Below are 24,182 nucleotides of genomic sequence, written 5' to 3'. Positions count from 1 at the left end.
TTAATCAGAAAGATAGCCGGAGAGACTAATTTCTATGAGTCGTAAATTAAAGCTCGCGCTTGCACAGCTTAACTGGGTTGTCGGCGATATTGAAGGCAACTGTGAACGCATGTTATCCACAGTGAAAGAGCAAGAAAATGCCGATTTAGTGCTGTTTTCTGAACTCGCATTATGTGGTTACTCTCCTGAAGATCTTCTCTTTCGTCCTGATTTCCAACAACGTTGCGAAAAACAACTCACTCGTTTAGAACAAGCAAGTAAAAAAATAGCAATAGTGGTTGGGCATCCTTGGTGGCAAAATGGCAAGATTTATAATGCACTGTCATTTTTCTATAAAGGTGAATTACAGGCTCGCTATTTTAAACAACAATTACCGAATTACGGCGTATTCGACGAAAAAAGATATTTTCAACCGGGTAATGAACGTTGTGTTGTTCCTTTCAAAGGCTATCATTTAGGTTTATTGATTTGTGAGGATATTTGGATTAATGAACCGATAGATGCATTAAAACAAGCAGGTGCCGATTTAGTCTTATCTATTAATGCTTCACCTTACAGCCGAGAAAAACCTCATATTCGTACTCAATTGATCAAAGATCATTGTCAAAGAACACATCTTCCAGTGGTTTATCTTAACCAAATTGGAGGACAAGATGAGTTGGTATTTGATGGTTGTTCTAAAGTATTTGATGAACGAGGCTGCATTACACATAGGCTTGCAGCATTTGATGAGCAAATAGCAATGGTTGAATTGGATGAGTTACAAATCATACCAATGGCACAACCAGCACCAGAACTTTCTCCATTAGCGCAGGTTTATCAAGCATTAGTGTTGGCGACACGAGATTACGTGACTAAAAATGGATTTAATGGTGCAATTTTAGGCTTATCTGGTGGTATTGATTCTGGTTTAACCGTCGCAATAGCAGCAGATGCCCTTGGTAAAGAACATGTGCACGCAGTAATGATGCCATTTCGTTATACTTCAGAAATGAGCATTCATGATGCTAAAGAACAAGCGGATTTATTAGGCGTAGAATTTGATACGGTTTCTATTGAACCAATGTTCGATGCTTTTATGGCGCAATTAGGACCGATGTTTAAAGATACTGCGGCTGATACCACAGAAGAAAATCTACAAGCCCGCTGTCGAGCTGTTATTTTAATGGCGATGTCGAATAAGCGTCGCCGTTTAGTGCTAACTACCAGTAATAAAAGTGAATCAGCTGTTGGCTATTCAACACTTTATGGTGATATGGCTGGTGGTTTTGATGTATTAAAAGATGTGCCTAAAACCTTAGTTTTTGCACTTTCTCAGTATCGTAATACAATTTCTCCAGCTATTCCTCAACGTGTAATTGATAGACCACCTTCAGCAGAACTTGCGCCGGGGCAAACCGACCAAGATAATTTGCCACCTTATGATATTTTGGATGCTATTCTTGAAGGTTATGTTGAGCAGGATAAGTCTGTATCTGATTTAGTATCAGCAGGGTTTGATGAAGATACCGTCCGAAAAGTGATAAAGTTAGTCGATATCAATGAATATAAACGACGCCAAGCACCCGTAGGACCGCGTATTACAAGCCGTAATTTCGGTAAAGATCGCCGATACCCCATTACATGCGGTTTTGGTCGCAACAACTGGTAAAATAGCAGGATAATACGATGAAAAAGATTGAAGCGATAATTAAACCGTTTAAGTTAGATGATGTTAGAGAAGCGCTAGCAGAAGTCGGTATTACAGGAATGACAGTCACCGAGGTAAAAGGTTTTGGTCGCCAAAAAGGGCACACGGAGCTTTATCGTGGTGCTGAGTATATGGTCGATTTTTTACCTAAAGTGAAAATTGAAATTGTGGTTTCCGATGAAATCGTGGAAAGCTGTGTTGATACTATTATGACGACAGCTCAAACTGGTAAAATTGGCGATGGTAAAATTTTCGTTTTTGATGTAAGTCGTGTTATTCGTATTCGTACTGGCGAACAAGATGAAGAAGCAATTTAATAATTAAAACGCTTAAGTTAAATAATAGCATTACTTTTTTATAAAAGTCTAATATTGTTAATTCTAATATTAGACTTTTTCTTTGTTGTTCATAAAATAAAAATTAATGTTTTGCCTATAATGCTTTTTCTGTCTTTTATAAATTCATATTAAGATAATGAACAATTTAGTTTACTATTCTTTATAAAATTTAAAGCACGAAATGTTATTCAATAATTTCTAAGGGAAGTTATTATCATCAATATTAAAAAGTCATTAAGGTTTGGGCAAAATAATGTTTAATTATTTATTAAAGCGTATGGCTTTATTTTTATGTGCGGCGATGCTTGTCGCATTAACGACGGGATTTATTTTTATTGACATTTTGCTGCTAAATAATGGCATTTCAGAAACTTCTGTTACTGAGATTGGACAAGAGATAATCGTTGCTATTATTTGTCTTTTCTTTTTTATTAAAGCATACCAAGATAGTGAAATGCGTGGCAGCTTCACGCTTATCATGGGTTTTTTCTTATGTGTTTTAATCCGAGAGTTAGATGGGGTTTTTGACCAGCTAGCGCATGGCTCATGGGTTTGGTTTGCATTAACAGTAACCTTTATTTGTATTGCTATTGCAATAAGAGAAGGAAAGAAAACGCTAAAAGGATTAATCTACTTTATTACTCACCCAAGTCATGGTGTTTTGGTATCGGGCTTACTCTGTGTACTCCTCTTTTCTCGCTTATTTGGTATGGGAGAATTGTGGCGAAAACTATTAGGTGAAGATTATAATCGCGCAGTTAAAAATATGGTTGAAGAGGGCAGTGAATTATTTGGTTATACTTTGTGCTTAATTAGTATTATTTGGTACGGCTTTTCGGCTAAATATCATAATATTCCGACCGCAGTTGAGAAAAAGATTATTAAGTATTAATAGCTAAATAATAAAATAATTTAAAAAGCACTGAACAACTTCAGTGCTTTTTTATTCGTTGAAAATTATTATTTATTATTCTGCAATAACAGCATGAGGACCAAAACATTCATAATGAAACTTATCACTAGAAACTCCGAGTGAAATAAGTTGGTTAGCGATAGATTGCATAAATGGTAAAGGTCCACAAAAATAAAAATGCATATCTGGAATAATTAGCCAATCTTCAACTTGTTTTAATTCCATTAAGCCTTCAAATTGATAATCTGTATTTAATATATCTTGTGAGCGCGGTGTACGATACCAAACAGCTTGGTGATACTGTAAAATTTGATTGCCCACTTTGTTTATTTCGTCTTTAAATGCATGAACACCACCATGCTCTGCAGCATGTAGCCAATTCACATTAGTTTGATGTGTTGAAAGTGTATGTAACATTGATAGCATGGGGGTTAACCCAACACCCGCTGAGATTAATGTGACAGGTGTTGTTGGTGAGATATCTAAATAGAAATCACCACCAGGTGCCGCAACGTGTAAAATCTCATTTTGGTGAACATGGTCATGTAAAAAATTCGATAAAATACCTTTATCTTCACGCTTTACTGCAATCCGATAGGTTTTATTGTCCGCAGGTTTAGTTAACGAATATTGGCGTATTTCTTGGTTAGCGAGTTTTGCATCACGAATATAAAGACTTAAATATTGGCCCGGTTGATAAGTGGTGACTTCTAGACCATCTTCAGGTTCTAATTCAAAACTGGTTATCACATCACTTTGCTGGATTTTATGTTTCACTCTAAATGCACGTAATCCTCTCCATCCCCCGCGAGTTTGTTCTTTTTGTTGATAAATTTGTTCTTCACGGTTAATAAATACATCGGCTAATACCTGATAAGCCGCTCCCCAAGCATCAAGTACTTCTGTACCAGGGTGAAATAATTCATCGATAGTGGCTAATAAGTTTTCACCAACAATAGGATAATGTTCTGGAAGAATATTAAGACTGACATGTTTTTGTGCGATTTTTTCAACCGCGGGTAATATTGTGGCTAGGTTTTCAATATTAGTGGCATAAGCACATATCGCATTAAATAAGGCCTCACGTTGTGCGCCGCTACTTTGATGGCTCATGGTAAAGATATCTTTGAGCTCAGGGTGGCGAGAAAACATGCGATCATAAAAATGTGCAGTTAATGCTGGCCCTGTTTTGGCAATCAGTGGAATAGTGGATTTAATTGTCGCGATAGTTTGTGCATCTAACATAATTGCTCCTGAATTATTTTCAGTTTATTGTGAACTTTTAAACATGTATTTTATATGCAAGTTATCTTTTTTTGATTTGGTTGTAAATACTTGCTTTTATTTTTTTAACAAAAAAACACAAATCTTAGAGAATGATGTGGAGTGTTTACATAATTTGGCGAGTTCTCTCTCAAAAACTAGAATAGACACAGGATAAAATGAGGTTGTTAAAAAGTAATAAAGGTCTGTTATTGCTGATTGGCAAACGATTGCGTATTTTTTCTTTAGGGGCTATCTCAATGAGGAAAAAGAGTTTACACTGTATGTCATTCTTTCTCCCGTAAGGGAGTTTGTCTTTAGTGAAGTTAGCTGAGTCAGGAGATCTGAATGTTAAAACGTGAAATGAATATTGCTGATTACGATCCAGAATTATGGAACGCAATGGAAGGTGAAGTTGTTCGTCAAGAAGAACATATCGAATTAATTGCTTCCGAAAACTATACTAGCCCCCGTGTTATGCAGGCGCAGGGATCTCAGCTGACAAATAAATATGCAGAAGGCTATCCGGGTAAACGTTACTACGGTGGTTGTGAATATGTTGATGTTGTAGAGCAACTGGCTATAGATCGTGCCAAAGAGTTATTCGGTGCTGATTATGCGAACGTTCAACCACATTCTGGCTCTCAAGCTAATGCGGCAGTTTATATGGCACTGCTACAACCGGGTGATACAGTATTAGGTATGAACTTGGCTCAAGGCGGCCACTTGACTCATGGTTCGCCAGTTAACTTCTCGGGCAAACTGTATAATATCGTACCTTATGGTATTGATGAAGCTGGTAAAATTGATTACGAAGATATCGCTATTCAAGCTAAAAAACATCAGCCAAAAATGATCATTGGTGGTTTCTCTGCTTATTCTGGCTTGGTTGATTGGGCTAAAATGCGTGAAATAGCAGACAGCATTGGCGCTTTCTTGTTTGTCGATATGGCTCACGTTGCAGGTATGATTGCGGCGGGTGTTTATCCTAACCCTGTTCCTCATGCTCACGTTGTGACAACAACAACCCATAAAACTTTAGCGGGCCCTCGTGGTGGTCTTATCCTCGCTAAAGGTGGTAGTGAAGAGTTTTATAAAAAACTTAATTCTGCTGTATTCCCTGGCTCACAAGGTGGCCCTTTAATGCACGTTATCGCAGGTAAAGCGGTAGCATTAAAAGAAGCAATGGAACCAGAATTTAAAGTTTATCAGCAACAAGTTGCTAAAAACGCTAAAGCAATGGTAGAAGTTTTCTTAGATCGCGGTTATAAAGTAGTGTCTGGCGGAACTGAAAACCATTTGTTCTTATTAGACTTGGTTGATAAAGACATTACAGGTAAAGATGCAGATGCAGCTTTAGGTCGTGCAAATATCACTGTTAACAAGAACAGCGTACCAAATGATCCTCGTAGTCCATTTGTTACTTCTGGTGTTCGTATCGGTTCTCCAGCGATTACACGTCGTGGTTTTAAAGAGGCGGAAGCTCGTGAATTAGCTGGTTGGATGTGTGATGTCCTCGATAATATCAATGATGAAGCGAACATTGAAAAAGTTAAGCAAAAAGTCTTGGATATCTGCGCTAAATTCCCTGTTTACGCATAAGTTTGTAACGATATAATTAAAACCCGTTGTACAAACCCGCTTCGAGAACATTTTCTTGGCGGGTTTTTTGCATTTTAAATATGGGGGATTGGATGGTAATTCCATCAACATTGTGGCTTGCCTTAGATTATTTTACGTATTTTTTTTCGTATGGCATTTTTTTACCTTTTTGGTCTATTTGGTTAAAAGGAGAAGGTGTCGATCCAGCAATGATAGGCTTATTGTTAGGGGTAGGTTTAACCGCGCGTTTTGTTGGTAGCCTGATCTTAACCCCTGCGGTAAAGGATCCGTCTAAGCTTATTACTGCACTGCGATTATTTGCATTTCTTTCGTTATTATTTACCGTTGCATTTATGTTGGGTACCCATTGGGCATGGCTCTTTTTTGTTATGACAGGATTCAACGTATTCTTTTCACCAATGGTACCATTAGGCGATTCCTTAGCTGGTGCGTGGCAAAAACAGTTTCCATTTGATTATGGCAAAATCCGTGTTTGGGGCTCGGTAGCTTTTATTATTAGTTCATCATTGCTGGGAATATTAATTGATGCTTATGGGCATCCCATTATCCTTTATGGGCTAATTGCGAGTACATTAGCACTATTTTTAACTTCAATGTTACGCCCTAAAATTATGCCTCAAGGTAAGGTGAAAAAAGCAGAACACAGCAATATCACCTTTATGCAGCTAGTTTCTGATGCACCAGTTTGGCGTTTTTTATTATGCGTTTCTTTATTACAAGGGGCACATGCCGCTTATTACGGTTTTAGCGCTCTTTATTGGGAACAAGCGGGTTATGATACTGCAACAATAGGTTATTTGTGGTCATTGGGTGTTGTTGCCGAAGTGGTTGTCTTTATGTTGAGCCATCGATTATTTCGTCGTTGGAGTGCGAGAAATTTATTATTACTTTCTGCATTTTGTGGCCTTTTACGTTGGGGATTAATGGGTAGTTTTACCGTATTGCCAGCACTTATTATTGTTCAAATCTTACATAGTGGTACGTTCACCGTTTGTCATTTAGCAGCAATGCGCTTTATTAGTGCACGTCAAGAGCATGAAATTATTCGCTTACAAGCGGTTTATTCTGCATTAGCTATGGGCGGAAGTATCGCTGTGATGACTATTATTTCCGGTTGGTTATATGAAAAATTACCGGGACAAGAAGGTGCTATTTTCTGGCTAATGGCAGCATTAACTATTCCAGCTATGTTTATTCGACCTCAGATTAGACCACAGATACAAAAAAACTAGCATTGGCTCTAAATAATAAAGATCTGTCATATTGAATAATATGGCGGATTTTTTTATATCGTTATAAAAATAAATTTAAATAGTTCATAATTTCAATAGATTGTCTTTCTTTTTATTTTTTATCAGTCGTTCTAGAATTCGTTCAAAATAAGAACCGCATTTTATGATCATTCTTATGATTGACGGAGATTAATTTTAAGATTAGATTTAATTCATTCAAATGAATTAATACTACGAGAGATAATATAATGAAAGAGAAATTAATGATCCCAGCAAGTTTTTCTTTACAAGAAAGAGACAGACGTTGGCAGCTTGCTAGAGATATAATGAATGATAATCAATTAGATACATTAATTGTTTATGGAGATAGAGAATCAGCTGCACCAGCACCATTTTGTATTGATCACTATTTTACTAATGACCGGTTAGGTTCTGTGGTTATTTTTCACGAAAATCAAAAACCTCTTATTGTGACTTTTGCTCCAATGATGATAGCAGATCATATGCAAGCAAAATTACGAGGTGATTTACAGTGGATTGATGAAGATAATTTGGTTGTAGGAAAAACAGGGCGCAACATTGCTCAATTACTAAAAGAAATGGGTATACAACAAAATGCCCACATAGGTGTGATTGGTTTAGAGCCTTATCCTCCTTTTTATTTTGATGGAGCAATGCCATTTAATACACTTAATGGCATTAAAGAGGTTTTTCCTCATGCTAGATTTAGTTGTGTTTATCGTGATTTTTTTAAACGAGCTTCAGTAAAAAGTGAAGAAGAGTTACAGCATGTAAGATATGCTGCAACGATTGGTGAAGCGATGAGCGAAGCTATGAGAGTAACCACTAAACCTGGTGCAACAGAAGCTGATTTAGCTGCGGCAATTACCGCAACATGCTTATCTCGAGGTGGATTTACAGCTGAAATACTATTGGGTTCAGGTTCTGAATATATTGGTTGGGGCCCTCCTGCTTGGCAATATCGTTCTCAAGCACCGCGTGAAATTCAAATGGGTGATATTGTTTTATCAGAGATTTTCGCGTTATATGGTATGTATGAAACACAGCACCAAGCAGCTGTTGCAGTCGGTAAAGTTCACGAAAATTTAGAAAAAGCAGCATTAGTGGCTCGTGAATGTTATGAGATTGGTGTGGATTACTTAAAAGAAGGGGTTACTTTTGGTGAAGTGGTTGATTTAATGGAGAAACCGCTTTTAAAATCAGGTGGTTGGCATGTTCATCCTTTGATCCATAGCATTAATCCTTATGGGCCAATTGGCTTTGGTACGGCTCCGGGTATTGAGTCGCTTCCTTTGGCAAGTCGTTACAAACAAATTGAGCGATTACCTAACCCAGGTCGAGAATTAGTGCTGCAAGAGGGAATGACATTTGCATTTGAACCCAATTGTGGCTTTGGCTATCATCTTTGTAATTTAGGCGGCACGGTGGTTGTGGGTAAAAATAGAGGAATTGAATTAAATTCAAACTCAACACAATTAATGCGTGCTGATTTATAATCTGATAATAAGTAATTATAAATAATGGAAAACACCAGCAAAACCTCCGTAAGTGCAGAACAGACACAACAGCGATTAGTGGAAGAAGGAATAAAACTTTTTGCACTCTATGGTATTAGTGGATTAAGAACAAGACAACTTGCGCAGGATGCTGGTGTTAACCAATCGGCGATACCTTATCATTTTGGCGGAAAGCTTGGTGTTTATACCGCAGTTATTCAGCATATTGCTATGGAATTAGCTGCTGAAATTCATTTTGAACAATTTGATATTCAGCTTCAGCCACTGTTAAAAGAACAAAATCCGAATAAAGAGCATATTGCACAACTTATTACTTTATTAACGACAGGGCTTTGCCGTGCATTATTAGCACCAGAGCGAAAATATTATAGCCAACTTATTTTGCGTGAGCAGTTAGAGCCAACAGATAATTATGAATTAATTTACAGCAATCTTATTGAGCCTTTTCATTGTCGTCTTGCAAAGATTGTTACGTTAATAGATAAAAATATGCCGACAGCGACTACAGTAATTCGAGCTCATGCAGTAATAGGACAAATTCTAGGATTTGTGATTGCACGAAAAGCATTTTTATTACGAATTGATAAACCTGAAATATCAAATAAATTATTAGCTAATATCGCTCAAGAGATAAGCCTGCTTTCGGTAAGTGCTTTATTAAATGAAGCCTAATCGATAGTTAAGTTTGATATAAATACAATTATTTGAGTGGGAAAAAAAGACCATAATGAGATTAACGTTATGGTCTTTTTAATTGATTCTTTAGTGGTTCGCTATTAACGTTTTAACGCGTCTGTTAACTCACTACGAATTTCTGCTAATAATGCTCTTACAACACGAGGATTACCTGCAACGATGTTACCTGTTTGAAGATAACCGTGGTTGCCAGTAAAGTCAGAAACAATCGCACCTGCTTCACGAGCAATTAATTCACCTGCTAAGAAATCCCATGGTTTTAAGCCAATTTCAAAATAACCATCAACACGACCTGCTGCAACATAAGCTAAATCTAATGCAGCTGAGCCAGTGCGACGGAAATCGGCACAAGGAACAAATAATTTACTTATCATATTAATATAAGCGGCTGAGTGCTGTTTACATTTGAAAGGAAAACCAGTTGCTAGTACAGCACCTTCTAAATCACGTGCATTTGAGCCACGCAGACGATAACCATTTAGCTGTGCGCCTTGACCACGGACGGATGAGAAAAGCTCATTACGCATAGGATCGTAGACAACAGCCACTTCAGTACGGCCTTTAATGCGTACAGCAATAGAAACTGAGAAGTGTGGAAGACGTTTGATAAAGTTGGTAGTGCCATCTAGCGGATCAATAACCCATTGTATGTCGTGATCTTCACCGAGTAACTCGCCACTTTCTTCTGTAACAATGGTGTGTTTTGGATAAGATTTACGAATAATTTCAATGATTGCTTGTTCTGCGTCACGGTCAACGTTAGTGACAAAATCATTGCTACCTTTCTGACTTGTTTCTACAGATTCAGGATTTTCGTAACTTTTGGCGATTAAATTACCAGCCTTACGCGCAGCGCGTATGGCAATATTCAGCATCGGATGCATGGTTATCTTCCACAAGATGTTAAAGAACGGGGATAAAAAACGTGCGAGAGTATAACAGGCATTCGTGTTTCTGGCTACATTTGTGATAAAATAGATGGATCATCAAGCAAATAATTAGATATCAATGTTAGAAAATATTCGCATTATCCTTGTAGAAACCTCACATACAGGCAATATGGGGTCTACCGCTCGCGCTATGAAAACGATGGGATTGACTAATCTTTATTTTGTTAACCCAAAAGAAAAGCCTGATTCGCACTCTATTGCACTTTCCGCTGGTGCAAGTGATGTTATTGGCAATGCTCATATTGTTGATTCTATCGATGAAGCAATTGAAGGTTGTGGATTAGTGATAGGGACGAGTGCACGTAGCCGAACACTCTCTTGGCCAATGCTTGCACCTCGAGAATGTGGTGAGCGTTGTGTTGTAGAAGCTGCAAATAAGCCTGTTGCAGTTATTTTTGGTCGTGAACGCACGGGTTTAACAAACGAAGAATTACAAAAATGTGATTTCCATCTGTACGTTCCAACAAATCCAGAATATGGCTCTTTAAATTTAGCAATGGCTGTTCAGCTTGTTTGTTATGAAATTCGAATGGCCGCACTTGCTCAAGAAGAAAAACAAGAGGAAAATAGTCCATCAGAGACCGAGTATCCGCCCGCAGAAGATATTGAACGCTTTTATATTCACTTAGAGCAGGTACTTAATGAGTCAGGATTTATCCGTCCTAAACATCCAGGACAAATTATGAGCCGTTTGCGCCGTCTATTTACGCGTGCTCGCCCAGAAACACAAGAGCTTCATATCTTACGTGGCATTCTGACTTCTGTAGAGAAATGGGCTAAGAAATAGAGGGCCAAGTTGACTAACAAAGTCGACAATTTTACTGAGCAGAATACTTGACTAAAACACTCAGATAAATAGTTGACTAAAATACTCAGGAATGACACAATTTGGTTATTGTTCACCACGGAGTATTTGTTATGAGACTGACATCAAAAGGGCGTTATGCCGTTACTGCAATGCTTGATGTTGCGTTGCATTCACAGCAAGGCCCTGTTCCCCTCGCTGATATTTCTGAGCGTCAAGGGATTTCCCTTTCTTATCTTGAGCAGCTTTTCTCACGTTTGCGTAAAAACGAGCTAGTCGCAAGTGTTCGTGGCCCTGGTGGCGGATACTTATTAGGTCGTGAAGCAGGGCAAATTTTTATTGCTCAAGTTATTTCTGCGGTTGATGAATCTGTCGATGCTACTCGTTGTCAGGGTAACAAAGAAGGTTGTCAAGGTGGCGACCGTTGCCTAACTCATACTTTGTGGCGTGACTTAAGTGATCGCATTACCAGTTTCCTTAGTAGTATCAGCCTTGAAGAGTTAGTAAATAACGAAGAGGTTATGGATGTTGCCGACCGTCAAGACAATGAAAAACGTCGGACGCTCAATGGCCGTGTACAAGAAACCATTATTAATATGCGTGTGTAACGGCGATTTTTGAGTAGGCAAAAAAACAAAATTATTAAAGAAGATTCGTCGTCTTTGGAGTTAGTGAGCAATGAAATTACCCATTTATTTAGATTATTCAGCAACCACTCCTGTTGATCCACGAGTTGCTGAAAAAATGATGCAATGTCTGACAATGGACGGTATTTTTGGTAACCCAGCCTCGCGTTCACATCGTTTTGGTTGGCAAGCTGAAGAAGCGGTAGATATTGCCCGTAATCAGATAGCTGATTTAATCGGTGCAGATCCTCGTGAAATCGTTTTCACATCAGGCGCAACTGAAGCTGATAACCTTGCCTTAAAAGGTGTTGCTAACTTTTATCAAAAGAAAGGTAAGCACATCATCACTTCTAAAACTGAACATAAAGCTATTTTAGATACTTGCCGTCAGTTAGAACGTGAAGGTTTTGAAGTGACTTATTTAGCACCAAAACGTGATGGTCTTATTGATCTGAAAGAGCTTGAAGAAGCTATGCGTGAAGATACTATTCTAGTTTCTATTATGCATGTAAATAACGAAATTGGTGTGGTTCAAGATATTGCTGCTATTGGTGAATTATGCCGTAGCAAAGGTGTTATTTACCATGTAGATGCGACACAAAGCGTCGGTAAATTACCTATCGATCTTTCTAAATTAAAAGTCGATTTACTCTCTCTTTCTGCACATAAAGTATACGGGCCTATGGGGGTTGGTGCGCTTTATGTTCGCCGTAAACCACGTATTCGCCTAGAAGCACAAATGCATGGTGGTGGACACGAGCGTGGTATGCGTTCAGGGACATTAGCCGTTCACCAAATTGTGGGTATGGGCGAAGCTTACCGTATTTTGAAAGAAGAAATGGCTGATGAAACTAAACGTTTAAACGAGCTACGTTTACGTTTATGGAATGGCATTAAAGATATTGAAGAAGTTTATATCAATGGTTCTTTGGAACATACGGCGCCAAACATTCTTAATGTAAGCTTCAACTATGTTGAAGGTGAATCATTAATGATGGCACTGAAAGATCTTGCTGTTTCTTCAGGTTCTGCCTGTACTTCAGCAAGTTTAGAACCTTCTTATGTACTGCGTGCTTTAGGTCTTACAGATGAATTGGCACACAGTTCTATTCGCTTCTCTTTAGGTCGTTTTACTACAGAAGAAGAAATAGATTATGCAATTGAACAAATTCATAGTGCGATAGGTCGTTTACGTGATCTTTCTCCACTTTGGGATATGCATAAACAAGGCGTTGATATCAACAGTATCGAATGGTCTCACCATTAATCAGACGTTTTCAGGAGTTAAATCATGGCTTATAGCGATAAAGTAATTGATCATTATGAAAATCCTCGTAACGTGGGATCATTCGATAATAACGATCCTACAGTAGGTAGTGGTATGGTTGGTGCACCCGCTTGTGGTGACGTAATGAAGTTACAAATCAAAGTTGATGATAATGGCGTAATTGAAGATGCGCGTTTTAAAACTTATGGTTGTGGTTCAGCAATTGCTTCAAGTTCATTAGTGACTGAATGGATGAAAGGCAAAACATTAGACGAAGCTGAATCTATTAAAAATACCGCTATTGCAGAAGAGCTAGAATTACCACCGGTGAAGATCCACTGTTCAATTCTTGCAGAAGATGCAATAAAAGCAGCGATTGCAGACTATAAAAGCAAACGCCAAGGCAAGTAATTGTCTTTTATAATAAAAAAATAAAATATTGGCGGATGCTGAAGATAATTTTTCAGTATCCGCTTTCGTTCTTTATGAGTGAGGTGTGCCATGTCAATTTCCCTTACAGAATCCGCTGCGGATCGTGTTCGCTCTTTTCTCTCTAACCGTGGAAAAGGTGAAGGTTTGCGTTTAGGTGTTAGAACATCTGGTTGTTCTGGAATGGCTTATGTTCTTGAGTTTGCTGATGTCATCAATGACGAAGATACTGTTTTTGAAGACAAAGGTGTGAAGGTTATCGTTGATGGTAAAAGCATTGTTTATTTAGATGGAACAGAGCTTGATTTCGTCAAGGAAGGATTAAACGAAGGCTTTAAGTTTAACAACCCTAATGTTTCAAATGAGTGTGGTTGTGGTGAAAGCTTTACTGTGTAATTTGTGTTAAAACACGGTATTAACGTTAATTAATCCAAGAGTAGATGTATGGACTATTTCACACTGTTAGGCATTCCTAATTGTTTTGATATTGATAAACAGCAACTTGCGTCGCATTATCAGGATATGCAACGTCAATATCATCCTGATCGCTTTGCTGGAAAATCAGAAAAAGAACAGACTCAAGCTATTTCCCTTGCTTCAACAATCAATCAGGCTTATCAAACCTTAAAAAATCCTCTCTCTAGAGCAGAGTATATGCTTTCGTTGCAAGGCATTGATATTGCAAATGAGCAGCAAACGATGCATGACACCGCATTTCTAATGGAGCAACTCACGCTTCGTGAAGAGCTGGATAATATCGAAAACAGCACTGATGCTGAAAGCTTGCTGGCTGATTTTACCTCTCGTCTAGAAAAAATGTACACAGTACGTCATGACGAAATGGTGGAAACACTGGATAACCAAAATTGGGATGTTGCTGCTGATAATGTTAGAAAACTACGTTTTCTGGCTAAATTGAAAGAGCAAGTTGCACATTTAGAAGAACGCTTGTTTGATGGTTTTTAAGGGAAATTGTTATGTCATTATTACAAATTAGCGAACCAGGTCAAACACCTGCGCCACATCAGCGTAGACTTGCTGCGGGTATTGATTTAGGGACTACACACTCATTAGTTGCCACTGTACGTAGTGGGCAAGCCGAAGCGCTTTCTGATAACGAAGGTCGCTATTTATTGCCATCTGTTGTGCAGTATCAGGTTGATAATATCAATGTGGGTTGGAAGGCAAAAAAAGAAGCTGAAAAAGACCCTGCGAATACTATTAGCTCGATAAAACGAATGTTAGGTCGCTCATTAAGTGATGTGACGAGTCGTTATCCTAATTTACCTTATCACTTTCATGATAATGAAAATGGGTTACCGTTGATTAAAACTTCAGTGGGTATTGTTGATCCTATTCAAGTGTCTTCTGAAATTCTTAAAGCGCTTGCTGATCGCGCAGTTCAATCATTAGGTGGTGAACTGGATGGTGTTGTCGTGACTGTGCCAGCTTATTTTGATGATGCACAGCGTCAAGGTACTAAAGAAGCAGCGCGCCGCGCAGGATTACATGTTTTGCGTCTACTCAATGAGCCTACTGCTGCGGCAATAGCTTATGGTTTAGATTCCGGAAAAGAAGGTACCATCGTGGTTTATGACTTAGGTGGTGGTACTTTTGATATTTCGGTTTTACGTTTAACGAAAGGTGTTTTTGAAGTTTTAGCCACTGGTGGTGATACGGCTTTAGGTGGTGATGATTTTGATATGATGCTAGCGGATTGGATAAGAGATCGCGCAGGCTTTGGTCATCAAAAAGATGCTATATTACAGCGCCAATTGATTGATATTGCATCAGAAACAAAAATTGCATTGAGTGATAACGATGTCGTTGATATCAGTATTAATGGCTGGAAAGGAGAAATCACTCGCGCTGAATTTGAATCATTAATTCAACCTTTAGTTAAACGTACTCTATTATCTGTTCGTCGTGCATTGAAAGATGCTGATATCGAAATTGACGATGTTTTAGAAGTTGTTATGGTGGGTGGTTCAACTCGAGTCCCATTAGTTCGCCAAATGGTTGGTGACTATTTTAAACGTGAACCGCTAACTTCAATTGATCCCGATAAAGTGGTTGCAATTGGTGCTTCAATTCAAGCTGATATTTTAGTGGGAAATAAACCTGATAGCGACATGTTACTGCTTGATGTCATTCCTCTTTCACTTGGCTTAGAAACTATGGGGGGATTAGTCGAGAAAGTTATTCCTCGTAATACCACTATTCCTGTTGCAAGAGCACAAGAATTTACCACTTTTAAAGATGGTCAAACGGCCATGAGCGTTCATGTGGTTCAGGGTGAGCGCGAAATGGTGAGTGATTGCCGTTCATTGGCTCGCTTCACATTACGAGGGATCCCTCCAATGGCTGCGGGTGGTGCGCATATTCGAGTGACTTTCCAAGTTGATGCTGATGGTTTGTTGAGTGTCAGTGCAATGGAAAAATCGACGGGTGTTGAAGCCTCAGTACAAGTTAAACCGTCTTATGGTCTTAGTGATACAGAAATCGCTAAGATGATCCAATCTTCGATGGAAAATGCCCAAGAAGATTTACAAGCTCGTCGCCTTGCTGAGCAAAAAGTTGAAGCAGCTCGCGTGTTAGAAAGCTTAACCGCAGCATTAGAAGAAGATGCTCATCTCTTAAGTGAGGATGAGAAAACTGCTATCGACAAAATTGTAGATACCTTAATAGAAAGCGTTGAAGGGACAGATCCTGTCGCGATAGAAAACGCAATTAAACAACTGGATAAGCAAACTCAGGATTTTGCGGCGCGCCGTATGGATAGCTCCATTCGTCAAGCGTTGGCAGGTCATTCTGTGGATGAGATATAACTATGCCTAAAATTGTATTTTTACCCCATAGCACACTTTGCCCTGAAGGTGCCGTTGTTGAAGCCACTGAAGGTGAATCTATTCTTGATGTCGCATTACGAAACGGCATTGAGATTGAACATGCTTGTGAAATGTCATGTGCATGTACTACATGCCACTGTGTTGTTCGCGAAGGTTTTGATTCTCTTGAAGAAAGTACAGAACTTGAAGATGACATGTTAGATAAAGCCTGGGGATTAGAACCGGAAAGTCGCCTAAGTTGCCAAGCAAAAGTGACTGATGAAGATTTAGTCGTTGAGATACCTAAATATTCTATTAACCATGCTAGAGAGCACTGATTTTAGGAGATAAATATGAAATGGAGTGATACCAGAGAAATAGGCGAAGCCTTATTTGATCTCTATCCTGATACGGATCCTAAAACAGTTCGTTTTACTGATATGCACCAATGGATTTGTGAACTAGAAGGTTTTGATGATGATCCACAAAAATCAAATGAAAAAGTTCTCGAAGCGATCCTTTTAGTGTGGTTGGACGAATTTGAATAATTGATGCAAATAACACTGCGTTTTAAAGACTGGCTAATGCCAGTCTTTTTGTTTATGAGCATGACGATAAATAGCTATTTTCATAGAATAAATAACTAGAACTAGGGAAATAATTATATGTCGCAATGCGATATTGTTCGTAGAACGTAGTGTAAGTATACGAGACGACCTTATAGATATGGTGACCTCTCTATTTTTGCCGTAAATTAATAACTCTGAAAGGTAAATATCTGTTAGTCTGAATAGGTTAACTGCCACCAGTAATAATAAGTGAGACAATAAATGAATAAACAAATTATGCCTATCATGCTGTCTAATGAACCTGCATCAGCATGTTGGGGTGAAAAAGCACTAATTAGCACTAACGAAACTGGCATGACGATCCATTTAACGGAAGAAAATCGATTAGGCGCAATTCAGCGTGGTGGACGTAAAATCGATAGTCAAGGTATTCGTAATGTTGCTCTTGTTGGTGATGGTTGGGATTTAGAGCGCAGCTGGGCATTCTGGTTAGGATTCAGAGCACCTAAAGGTGCACGCTCTATCGAATGGCCACAATTAAATGATGCGGATAAACACGAATTAGAAGCACGCATCCGCATTGTCGATTGGGTTCGCGATACAATTAACACACCAGCCGAAGAATTGGGGCCTGAACAGCTAGCACAGCGCACCGTTGATCTATTTTGTGGCCTTGATAAAGACGATATTAATTATAAAATCACGAAAGGCGCAGATCTTCGAGAGCAAAATTATGCAGGTATCTACACAGTAGGCCGCGGATCTTCTCGTGATCCGGTTTATTTATCACTCGACTTTAATCCAACAGAAGATCCTTCTGCTCCTGTATTTGCTTGCCTTGTCGGTAAAGGTATCACTTTTGATTCAGGTGGTTATAGCATTAAACCTTCATCATCTATGAACTCAATGAAAGCTGATATGGGGGGGGCTGCAACTTTAGCCGGAGCATTGGCATTAGCGATAACTCGTGGCTTAAATAAACGCGTAAAACTGCTTCTTTGTATTGCTGATAATATGGTTAGCGGTAATGCGTTTAAATTGGGCGATATTATTCGTTACCGTAATGGTAAATCTGTTGAAATTATGAATACAGATGCTGAAGGCCGCTTAGTATTGGCTGACGGACTTATCGATGCAAGCAATATGGCACCAGAACTAATTATTGATGCAGCAACTTTAACGGGTGCAGCGAAGGTTGCTGTAGGTAATGACTATCACTCTGTTTTAAGCTTTGATGACCAGCTTGCAGCTGAATTATTAAACAGTGCTGATCAAGAAAATGAGCTGTTCTGGCGTTTACCATTAGCGGATTTCCATCGTAGCCAACTGCCTTCAAGTTTTGCCGATCTGAATAATATTGCAGCGCCATCTCATACTGCTGGTGCTAGTACTGCGGCAGCATTCTTATCGCACTTTGTTACCGATTATAAAAAAGGTTGGGTGCATATCGATTGCTCAGCGACTTACAGAAAATCCTCTGTAGAGCAATGGGCGGCCGGTGCAACAGGCTATGGTGTTCGCTCTATTGCGAACCTGTTATTAGCAAAAGCAAAATAAAAATAAACGTTATTTGATTTGGAGTTTGTTATGGCTGTATCTGAGCAATTTGAGACACAAGAAATTGTTGCTGTTGAAGGTTCTTCTTTAAAATTAAGTGTTCTAGATCCACAACCTGAAAAACTGACTAATGCATTAAGTGAATTTTTTATTCAGCATAAGCCTATTCGTAGAGCTTTTATTGTTAATGCGCAGGAAGTTGGAGACGATGAAACATTTTATCTCATTGGGCTAGAGATCACTGGAGAAGAAGAGGCTATTGCTGAGTTACTCCCACAAGCTGCGGAATCTGTTTTTGAGCACTTAGAAGAAGGACAATCTATCGATTTTTGCTTTGTAAACAAAGATGAAAAGGGTGTGAGTCACTTTATGATCCACCATGTATCACCTTTCTATCAACGTAAACTCGGTGGTTTTCTACGTAAAGGTATTCCAATAGTTAATCTATAACGATTAATACAGTAAATTTAGGCGATATCTCATCAGATATCGCTTTTTTTTACCCTATAATAAGGAAATGATTAAATTGACGAATTATGTGCATTTTTATGTAACACTTTGTTTTTATAGCGTCTTGGTTAAAAAATGGAGATAACTCCATATTGAATTCTTAGCCTACGTGCATCATTCGATAAAATATAATAGATATTGTCACTTTTTATCTTATTAGAATCGTCATTTTTATATATTATCTCAGCCTGCATAAACATCGCATTATTCAGGTTTTGAATTAAAGGAAAAGGGTATGAATCAAAGTCAATTTAGACAATACACGGAAAAAAGAGGCTATCGTTGGTGCTCTCTTGCCGTTGTATTGGCGTCTGCACTCGCTTTGGCAGGATGTGACGACAAAGAAGCTGAATCATCTACATCAGATAAAGTAGCAAACTCGCAAGCTTCAGAACAAAAAAACACTGAACAGCAGACGGCAAATAGTGTAACTCAAAATGGTGAAAATGCGTCAGTAACAACCAAAACTAAGAATGAAACTGCGCTAACAAGCCAAGAAGTACGTAATGAATTAGCAACACGTTTTGCGGGTAAGGATGTCACGGTATTAGATGCATCTGAACTCCAACGTGATGGTGCAAGTACTATGGTGGTCACTTTCTCAGTACCACTCGATCCTGATCAGAAATTTGATGATGTTGTGCATCTTGTTGATACCAAGAAAGGTAAGCTCGAAGGCGCGTGGGAGTTATCAGATAACTTAATGGAGTTACGTTTCCGTCATTTACCTCCATCAACTGAATTGAATTTAACCATTGATGATAAAATCAAAGGTATTAATGAACGTGCTTTAATTGCCGCATTTAGCCAAAAATTTACCACAGAAGAAATTTTTCCTTCCGTTGGTTTTACAAGTAAAGGCTCATTATTACCGTTAGAGGCAGCTGAAGGTTTGCCTATTATTGCATTAAATGTGGGGCAAGTTGATGTTAACTTTTTCCGTGTTAAAGACGACAAATTAGCACAATTTCTAACACAGTGGGAAAGTCGTTCTAATATTAACTATTGGGAATCAGATGAGTTTCTAGCTCAGGCCGATTTAGTTTATACCGGGCGTTTCGAGTTAAATACAGAAACAAATACGCGTGAAAATGTCTTGTTACCATTGAGATCTATCGATGCATTGAAAAAAGAGGGTGCCTATATTGCTGTGATGCAGCAAGCAGGGAAATACTCTTATACCGTGCCTGCAACAGTATTCACTTTTAGTGATATTGGTCTGTCTATGCACAGTTATCTCAATAGTATCGATATTTTTACTCAATCACTAAAAAATGGCTCAGCATTAAGTAAAGTTGAAATCCGTTTATTAGATGAAAAAGGGAATTTAATTTCTAAAGCCCAAACGGATAGCCAAGGACATGCAACACTAGAAAAAAGTGATGAAGCCCGTTTATTAATGGCTGTTCGTGATGGGCAAACCAGTATGATTGATTTGCGCAAACCCGCGCTTGATCTATCAGAATTTGATATTGGTGGGCCTCAAGGTTATAACAAACAGTTTTTTGCATTTGGCCCTCGTGATTTATATCGCCCTGGTGAAACCTTAATCGTTAATGCATTATTGCGCGATGGTGATGGTAATCCGATTAAAGAACAACCCGTTAAAGTTGATTTACTCAAAACAGATGGTCAAATTTCACGTAGCTTTGTTTGGCAACCTGAAAATGGTTTATATCAATTAAAACTGGTTATTCCTGAAGATGAAAGTACCGGTACACGCACACTTCGTTTTGATGTGGGTGATGGTACACCACGTTTTTATGAGTTTCAGGTCGAAGATTTTATGCCAGAGCGTATGGCATTAGAAATAACCGGTAAAAAAGGTATCTTGTTAAGCGGTAATGATGCTTATTTTGATTTTAAAGGCCGCTATCTTTATGGCGCTCCAGCTGCGGATAATCGACTACAAGGCCAAGTGTTCTTAAAATCATCGCGCGAAGCCGTAAGCAAATTACCAGGCTATGAGTTTGGTGCAGTAAAAGATGAAAACTTTAGTCGTCTTTTAGATGAATTTGAGCTTAATCTTGATAGTGATGGTGTAAGCGAATTAAGCGTTGATAGTGAACGTTATGCAGAACTAAAATCACCAATTAACATTATATTACAAGCAAGTTTACTTGAGGCGGGTGGACGACCAGTTACGCGTCGTTATCAACAAGCGGTATGGCCAGCTACACATTTAGCGGGTATTCGACCTGTATTCCCTAAAAAAGAAGTCTACGACTATCGCACAGATAAATATAAAGCTGGCTATAGCGTTGATGAAAACTCGATGGCCGAGTTTGAAATTGTTTATACCGACCAAGACGGTAAAAAATTAGCCGCTAATGACCTTAAGGTAAGATTTATTTATGAGCGCCATGATTATTACTGGCGTTGGTCTAGTTCAAATGGTTGGGAATCAGGTTATAACGAAAAAGATCTGCAAATGGATGAGCAGACCATCAAAATTGCAAAAGATGGCACAGCGAAAGTCTCATTCCCAGTAGAATGGGGCTCTTACCGTATTGAAGTGATTGACCCTAAAACTGAGTTAGTCAGTAGCTTGCGTTTTTGGGCAGGTTATTCTTGGATGGATAACACTGGCGGTACCGGTGCGGTAAGACCTGATCAAGTAAAACTGTCTCTCGATAAAGAAAGTTATTTACCGGGTGAAAAGGTTAAATTAAATATTGTTGCGCCTCATTCGGGTAAAGGTTATGTGTTGCTTGAATCAAGTGATGGGCCTTTATGGTGGCAAGAAATTGATGTGCCAGAAAAAGGGCTTACTGTTGATGTTCCTATCAATAAAGAGTGGGCACGACACGATCTTTATTTAACTTCTGTTGTTGTTCGTCCTGGTGATACCTCAAAACAAGCGACAGTAAAACGCGCTGTAGGTATTTTGCATTTACCTTTGCAAGATAAGAATCGCCAAATCGATATTTCCCTTGATGCTCCAGAGAAAATTCGCCCAAATCAGGATTTAAAAATCCGTATTAAAGCGAATCCAGTTGCAGGACAGCCGTTACCAGAAAATATCAATGTGTTGGTTTCTGCCGTTGATACTGGTGTGCTAAATATTACTGAATATAAAACACCAAATCCTTATGATGCCTTCTTCGGTCGTAAACGTTATAGCGTTGATCAATATGATGTTTATGGTCAATTAATTGAAGGTGAAGGGCGCTTAGCTAACTTGCGTTTTGGTGGTGATGGTGGTGAGGAATCAACATTATCTCGAGGTGGTAAAAAACCACTAACGGATGTGCAAATCATTGCTCAGCAAAGTGCCCCAGTAAAATTAAATGAAAAAGGCGAAGGGGAAGTCTCTTTACCTATTCCTGAATTTAATGGTGAAGTTCGTTTAATGGCACAGGCTTGGACTGCCGATAAATTTGGTAGCCAAGAAGGTAAAGTGGTTATTGCTGCGCCATTAGTCACACAATTATCGTTACCACGTTTTATGGCTGGTGGTGATAATGCATTGCTTTCTTTAGATTTAACCAACCTAACCGATGATGCACAGGCAATTACCTTAAATTATACCGCTTCTGGGTTAGTAGGTTTGGCTGGCTCTGAGAGCAAAACCGTTTCGCTGACAAAAGGTGAACGAACTCAAATTCAAATTCCAGTAAAAGCAAAACATGGCTTTGGACAAGGTGAATTTTCACTGTCTATCTATGGCGTTAAAGTGCCTGGTGAAGAGATAAAACCTTATCAAAATACATGGAAAATTGGTGTGCGTCCGGCTTACCCAGCAGAAACGCTACATTATGCAAGTACATTGCAAGATGGTGAAACTTGGAGTTTACCAACAGAAATATTAAATCGTTTTAATACTTCAACATTAGAAGGTGAGCTTTTACTTACTAGTCGTCCACCGTTACAGATTGCACGTTATGTCAGAGAGCTATTTGCTTATCCTTATGGTTGTTTAGAGCAAACGGTGAGTGGCCTTTATCCTTCACTTTACTCAACAGAAAAAGAGTTAAAGCAACTAGGCATAAAAACACAAACCGATGCTGATAGAAAATTAGCCATTGAAACGGGTATAGCGCATTTGTTAACAATGCAAAAAGCCGATGGTGGATTCTCTTTATGGAGCCAAGGCGGTCGTGAAGAGTATTGGTTATCTGCTTATGCTACTGATTTCTTGTTCCGTGCATCTCAGCAAGGTTATTCAGTTCCTTCTGATGCACTAAAACGTGCTAACGACCGTTTATTACGCTATTTACAAGATAAGAGCTTAATTAACTACGAATATGCCGTAAACCAAGATGCTGCGCGTTTCTCTGCAAGAGCTTACGCTGCTTTAGTGTTAGCAAATCAGCAAAAAGCTCCATTGGGAGACTTGCGCCGCTTATACCTTGAGCGTAACCAAGCAGGAAGTGGTTTAGCATTAGTTCAATTAGGTATTGCATTAAAACAGATGGGCGACAATAGTCGCGCTGAAAGCCTAATTGCTGAAGGTGTGACAACAGAGCGTAAATATAATTACGGTTTAGGTGATTACGGTAGTGTTATTCGAGATCAAGCGCTGATTATCGCATTGTTAAGTGAAAACAACCTTGAAACTCAATCTCGCGATATTAGTGTTGTGACGTTGTCCGATAATTTAACAGGGCGTGAGTGGTTCTCAACTCAAGAAAGTAATTCTCTCTATCTTGCTGGCCGTTTCTTTATCAATATGGCTGAGCAACCTTGGGAAGTTGTAGTAAATCGTCAAACTCCATCGATAAGCAGTGATCGTGCAGTGAATGAAACACTAACAGCAACTCAATTACAAGAAGGGTTAGAGCTAAACAATCGTGGTGGCGCAACGATTTATTCACGAATGAATGTTGTAGGATATCCGAAGGTTGCACCTGCACCTTATTCTAATGTGTTGAATATTTACCGTAGCTACTATGACTTGAAAGGTAATCGAGTTCATCCAAATCGTTTACAAAGTGGTGAGATGCTGGTAGTGAAACTTGAAGTATCAGCAGATAGAGATGTACCAGATGCGCTGGTGGTTGATATGTTGCCGGCAGGTCTTGAAATTGAAAATCAAAACTTGGCGTCAAGTAGTGCAAGCTTAAGCGATAGTGCTGCTGACCTACAGGAATTGATTGATGATATGGGACAAGCAAATATCAAACATCTTGAATATAGAGATGACCGATTTGTTGCTGCAGTTTCTGTTGATAAGTATCGTCCTGTAACCTTGTTGTATTTAGCCAGAGCGGTTACTCCGGGCAGTTATCAAGTTCCACCACCACAAGTAGAATCAATGTATGTGCCTTATTGGCGTGCATTAGGAAAAACTGAAACTAAAATTGATGTTGTTCCTTAATATTCTTAGCCCTTTCTTTGGAAAGGGC

General features: G+C 38.9%; 21 protein-coding genes. 19 read left to right on the top strand and 2 right to left on the bottom strand.

What is annotated here, in order from left to right:
- The first annotated feature begins 34 nt into the window (after nucleotides 1-34).
- The 3 genes from PH4a_RS01570 (at nucleotide 35) to PH4a_RS01560 (ending at nucleotide 2,920) form a co-directional block, all read left to right on the top strand.
- Complete coding sequence (locus tag PH4a_RS01570) at nucleotides 35-1,651, top strand: NAD+ synthase (RefSeq protein WP_129037244.1); 1,617 nt, start codon at nucleotides 35-37, stop codon at nucleotides 1,649-1,651.
- A 17-nt stretch (nucleotides 1,652-1,668) separates the two neighbouring features.
- Nucleotides 1,669-2,007 (top strand): nitrogen regulatory protein P-II, encoded by a 339-nt coding sequence (gene glnB, locus PH4a_RS01565; protein ID WP_129037242.1) that lies wholly within the window; start codon nucleotides 1,669-1,671, stop codon nucleotides 2,005-2,007.
- Between the two features lie 274 nt (nucleotides 2,008-2,281).
- Nucleotides 2,282-2,920, top strand: coding sequence for a hypothetical protein (locus PH4a_RS01560; RefSeq protein ID WP_425273733.1), 639 nt, complete (start codon nucleotides 2,282-2,284; stop codon nucleotides 2,918-2,920).
- A 75-nt stretch (nucleotides 2,921-2,995) separates the two neighbouring features.
- On the opposite strand, the gene hmpA is transcribed toward PH4a_RS01560, so the two are convergent.
- A complete protein-coding gene (gene hmpA / locus PH4a_RS01555) occupies nucleotides 2,996-4,186 on the bottom strand; it encodes an NO-inducible flavohemoprotein (RefSeq protein ID WP_129037238.1) in 1,191 nt (396 codons plus the stop codon).
- 366 nt (nucleotides 4,187-4,552) lie between these two features.
- Here hmpA and glyA point away from each other — a divergent pair, with 366 nt between their 5' ends.
- The 4 genes from glyA to PH4a_RS01535 all read left to right on the top strand — a co-directional run bounded on the left by glyA (nucleotide 4,553) and on the right by PH4a_RS01535 (nucleotide 9,269).
- Nucleotides 4,553-5,806 carry a serine hydroxymethyltransferase gene (gene glyA / locus PH4a_RS01550; protein ID WP_064720583.1) on the top strand — a complete coding sequence of 418 codons (1,254 nt, stop codon included), beginning with the start codon at nucleotides 4,553-4,555 and terminating at the stop codon, nucleotides 5,804-5,806.
- 92 nt (nucleotides 5,807-5,898) lie between these two features.
- Nucleotides 5,899-7,059, top strand: a complete 1,161-nt coding sequence (locus PH4a_RS01545) for a 3-phenylpropionate MFS transporter (protein ID WP_129037236.1) — start codon at nucleotides 5,899-5,901, stop codon at nucleotides 7,057-7,059.
- Nucleotides 7,060-7,307: 248 nt separating this feature from the next.
- Nucleotides 7,308-8,576, top strand: a complete 1,269-nt coding sequence (locus PH4a_RS01540) for a M24 family metallopeptidase (protein WP_129037234.1) — start codon at nucleotides 7,308-7,310, stop codon at nucleotides 8,574-8,576.
- Nucleotides 8,577-8,600: 24 nt separating this feature from the next.
- A complete protein-coding gene (locus PH4a_RS01535; RefSeq protein WP_129037232.1) occupies nucleotides 8,601-9,269 on the top strand; it encodes a CerR family C-terminal domain-containing protein in 669 nt (222 codons plus the stop codon).
- Between the two features lie 104 nt (nucleotides 9,270-9,373).
- On the opposite strand, the gene suhB is transcribed toward PH4a_RS01535, so the two are convergent.
- A complete protein-coding gene (gene suhB / locus PH4a_RS01530) occupies nucleotides 9,374-10,177 on the bottom strand; it encodes an inositol-1-monophosphatase (protein WP_129037230.1) in 804 nt (267 codons plus the stop codon).
- A 124-nt stretch (nucleotides 10,178-10,301) separates the two neighbouring features.
- Here suhB and trmJ point away from each other — a divergent pair, with 124 nt between their 5' ends.
- From trmJ to PH4a_RS01470, 12 genes are all read left to right on the top strand, one after another.
- A complete protein-coding gene (gene trmJ / locus PH4a_RS01525) occupies nucleotides 10,302-11,030 on the top strand; it encodes a tRNA (cytosine(32)/uridine(32)-2'-O)-methyltransferase TrmJ (RefSeq protein ID WP_064720578.1) in 729 nt (242 codons plus the stop codon).
- Nucleotides 11,031-11,161: 131 nt separating this feature from the next.
- Nucleotides 11,162-11,656, top strand: coding sequence for a Fe-S cluster assembly transcriptional regulator IscR (gene iscR, locus PH4a_RS01520; protein WP_064720577.1), 495 nt, complete (start codon nucleotides 11,162-11,164; stop codon nucleotides 11,654-11,656).
- A gap of 70 nt (nucleotides 11,657-11,726) precedes the next feature.
- On the top strand, nucleotides 11,727-12,941 hold the full coding sequence (locus tag PH4a_RS01515; protein WP_129037228.1) for an IscS subfamily cysteine desulfurase: 1,215 nt from the start codon (nucleotides 11,727-11,729) through the stop codon (nucleotides 12,939-12,941).
- Between the two features lie 24 nt (nucleotides 12,942-12,965).
- The gene (iscU, locus tag PH4a_RS01510; protein WP_023581622.1) at nucleotides 12,966-13,352 is read left to right on the top strand and encodes a Fe-S cluster assembly scaffold IscU; all 387 of its coding nucleotides are present in this window, start codon (nucleotides 12,966-12,968) and stop codon (nucleotides 13,350-13,352) included.
- Nucleotides 13,353-13,442: 90 nt separating this feature from the next.
- Nucleotides 13,443-13,766 (top strand): iron-sulfur cluster assembly protein IscA, encoded by a 324-nt coding sequence (gene iscA / locus PH4a_RS01505; RefSeq protein ID WP_064720575.1) that lies wholly within the window; start codon nucleotides 13,443-13,445, stop codon nucleotides 13,764-13,766.
- Between the two features lie 48 nt (nucleotides 13,767-13,814).
- Complete coding sequence (hscB, locus tag PH4a_RS01500; protein ID WP_129037226.1) at nucleotides 13,815-14,336, top strand: co-chaperone HscB; 522 nt, start codon at nucleotides 13,815-13,817, stop codon at nucleotides 14,334-14,336.
- Between the two features lie 11 nt (nucleotides 14,337-14,347).
- Complete coding sequence (gene hscA, locus PH4a_RS01495; RefSeq protein WP_129037224.1) at nucleotides 14,348-16,198, top strand: Fe-S protein assembly chaperone HscA; 1,851 nt, start codon at nucleotides 14,348-14,350, stop codon at nucleotides 16,196-16,198.
- A 2-nt stretch (nucleotides 16,199-16,200) separates the two neighbouring features.
- Nucleotides 16,201-16,536, top strand: coding sequence for an ISC system 2Fe-2S type ferredoxin (gene fdx / locus PH4a_RS01490; RefSeq protein ID WP_129037222.1), 336 nt, complete (start codon nucleotides 16,201-16,203; stop codon nucleotides 16,534-16,536).
- Nucleotides 16,537-16,551: 15 nt separating this feature from the next.
- The gene (iscX, locus tag PH4a_RS01485) at nucleotides 16,552-16,746 is read left to right on the top strand and encodes a Fe-S cluster assembly protein IscX (protein ID WP_420874843.1); all 195 of its coding nucleotides are present in this window, start codon (nucleotides 16,552-16,554) and stop codon (nucleotides 16,744-16,746) included.
- Nucleotides 16,747-17,028: 282 nt separating this feature from the next.
- Nucleotides 17,029-18,324 carry an aminopeptidase PepB gene (gene pepB, locus PH4a_RS01480; RefSeq protein ID WP_129037220.1) on the top strand — a complete coding sequence of 432 codons (1,296 nt, stop codon included), beginning with the start codon at nucleotides 17,029-17,031 and terminating at the stop codon, nucleotides 18,322-18,324.
- Between the two features lie 30 nt (nucleotides 18,325-18,354).
- Nucleotides 18,355-18,774, top strand: a complete 420-nt coding sequence (locus PH4a_RS01475; RefSeq protein ID WP_129037218.1) for an enhanced serine sensitivity protein SseB C-terminal domain-containing protein — start codon at nucleotides 18,355-18,357, stop codon at nucleotides 18,772-18,774.
- A gap of 295 nt (nucleotides 18,775-19,069) precedes the next feature.
- Nucleotides 19,070-24,154 carry an alpha-2-macroglobulin family protein gene (locus tag PH4a_RS01470; RefSeq protein ID WP_129037216.1) on the top strand — a complete coding sequence of 1,695 codons (5,085 nt, stop codon included), beginning with the start codon at nucleotides 19,070-19,072 and terminating at the stop codon, nucleotides 24,152-24,154.
- The last annotated feature ends 28 nt before the right edge of the window (nucleotides 24,155-24,182 follow it).

The organism is Proteus hauseri, from assembly GCF_004116975.1.
GTDB classification, from domain to species: domain Bacteria; phylum Pseudomonadota; class Gammaproteobacteria; order Enterobacterales; family Enterobacteriaceae; genus Proteus; species Proteus hauseri.
Note: the sequence above shows the minus strand (reverse complement) of the source record. Positions and strands in the feature narration are given on the sequence as shown.

Excerpts from the sequence above, each read along its gene's own strand:
- trmJ (WP_064720578.1), top strand. The coding sequence starts at position 10,302 with ATGTTAGAAAATATTCGCATTATCCTTGTAGAAACCTCACATACAGGC.
- hscB (WP_129037226.1), top strand. The coding sequence starts at position 13,815 with ATGGACTATTTCACACTGTTAGGCATTCCTAATTGTTTTGATATTGAT.
- PH4a_RS01560 (WP_425273733.1), top strand. The coding sequence starts at position 2,282 with ATGTTTAATTATTTATTAAAGCGTATGGCTTTATTTTTATGTGCGGCG.
- pepB (WP_129037220.1), top strand. The coding sequence starts at position 17,029 with ATGAATAAACAAATTATGCCTATCATGCTGTCTAATGAACCTGCATCA.
- glyA (WP_064720583.1), top strand. The coding sequence starts at position 4,553 with ATGTTAAAACGTGAAATGAATATTGCTGATTACGATCCAGAATTATGG.
- iscA (WP_064720575.1), top strand. The coding sequence starts at position 13,443 with ATGTCAATTTCCCTTACAGAATCCGCTGCGGATCGTGTTCGCTCTTTT.
- iscU (WP_023581622.1), top strand. The coding sequence starts at position 12,966 with ATGGCTTATAGCGATAAAGTAATTGATCATTATGAAAATCCTCGTAAC.
- iscX (WP_420874843.1), top strand. The coding sequence starts at position 16,552 with ATGAAATGGAGTGATACCAGAGAAATAGGCGAAGCCTTATTTGATCTC.
- PH4a_RS01470 (WP_129037216.1), top strand. The coding sequence starts at position 19,070 with ATGAATCAAAGTCAATTTAGACAATACACGGAAAAAAGAGGCTATCGT.
- fdx (WP_129037222.1), top strand. The coding sequence starts at position 16,201 with ATGCCTAAAATTGTATTTTTACCCCATAGCACACTTTGCCCTGAAGGT.
- hscA (WP_129037224.1), top strand. The coding sequence starts at position 14,348 with ATGTCATTATTACAAATTAGCGAACCAGGTCAAACACCTGCGCCACAT.
- PH4a_RS01545 (WP_129037236.1), top strand. The coding sequence starts at position 5,899 with ATGGTAATTCCATCAACATTGTGGCTTGCCTTAGATTATTTTACGTAT.
- PH4a_RS01535 (WP_129037232.1), top strand. The coding sequence starts at position 8,601 with ATGGAAAACACCAGCAAAACCTCCGTAAGTGCAGAACAGACACAACAG.
- PH4a_RS01540 (WP_129037234.1), top strand. The coding sequence starts at position 7,308 with ATGAAAGAGAAATTAATGATCCCAGCAAGTTTTTCTTTACAAGAAAGA.
- PH4a_RS01515 (WP_129037228.1), top strand. The coding sequence starts at position 11,727 with ATGAAATTACCCATTTATTTAGATTATTCAGCAACCACTCCTGTTGAT.
- suhB (WP_129037230.1), bottom strand. The coding sequence starts at position 10,177 with ATGCATCCGATGCTGAATATTGCCATACGCGCTGCGCGTAAGGCTGGT.
- PH4a_RS01475 (WP_129037218.1), top strand. The coding sequence starts at position 18,355 with ATGGCTGTATCTGAGCAATTTGAGACACAAGAAATTGTTGCTGTTGAA.
- hmpA (WP_129037238.1), bottom strand. The coding sequence starts at position 4,186 with ATGTTAGATGCACAAACTATCGCGACAATTAAATCCACTATTCCACTG.
- iscR (WP_064720577.1), top strand. The coding sequence starts at position 11,162 with ATGAGACTGACATCAAAAGGGCGTTATGCCGTTACTGCAATGCTTGAT.
- glnB (WP_129037242.1), top strand. The coding sequence starts at position 1,669 with ATGAAAAAGATTGAAGCGATAATTAAACCGTTTAAGTTAGATGATGTT.
- PH4a_RS01570 (WP_129037244.1), top strand. The coding sequence starts at position 35 with ATGAGTCGTAAATTAAAGCTCGCGCTTGCACAGCTTAACTGGGTTGTC.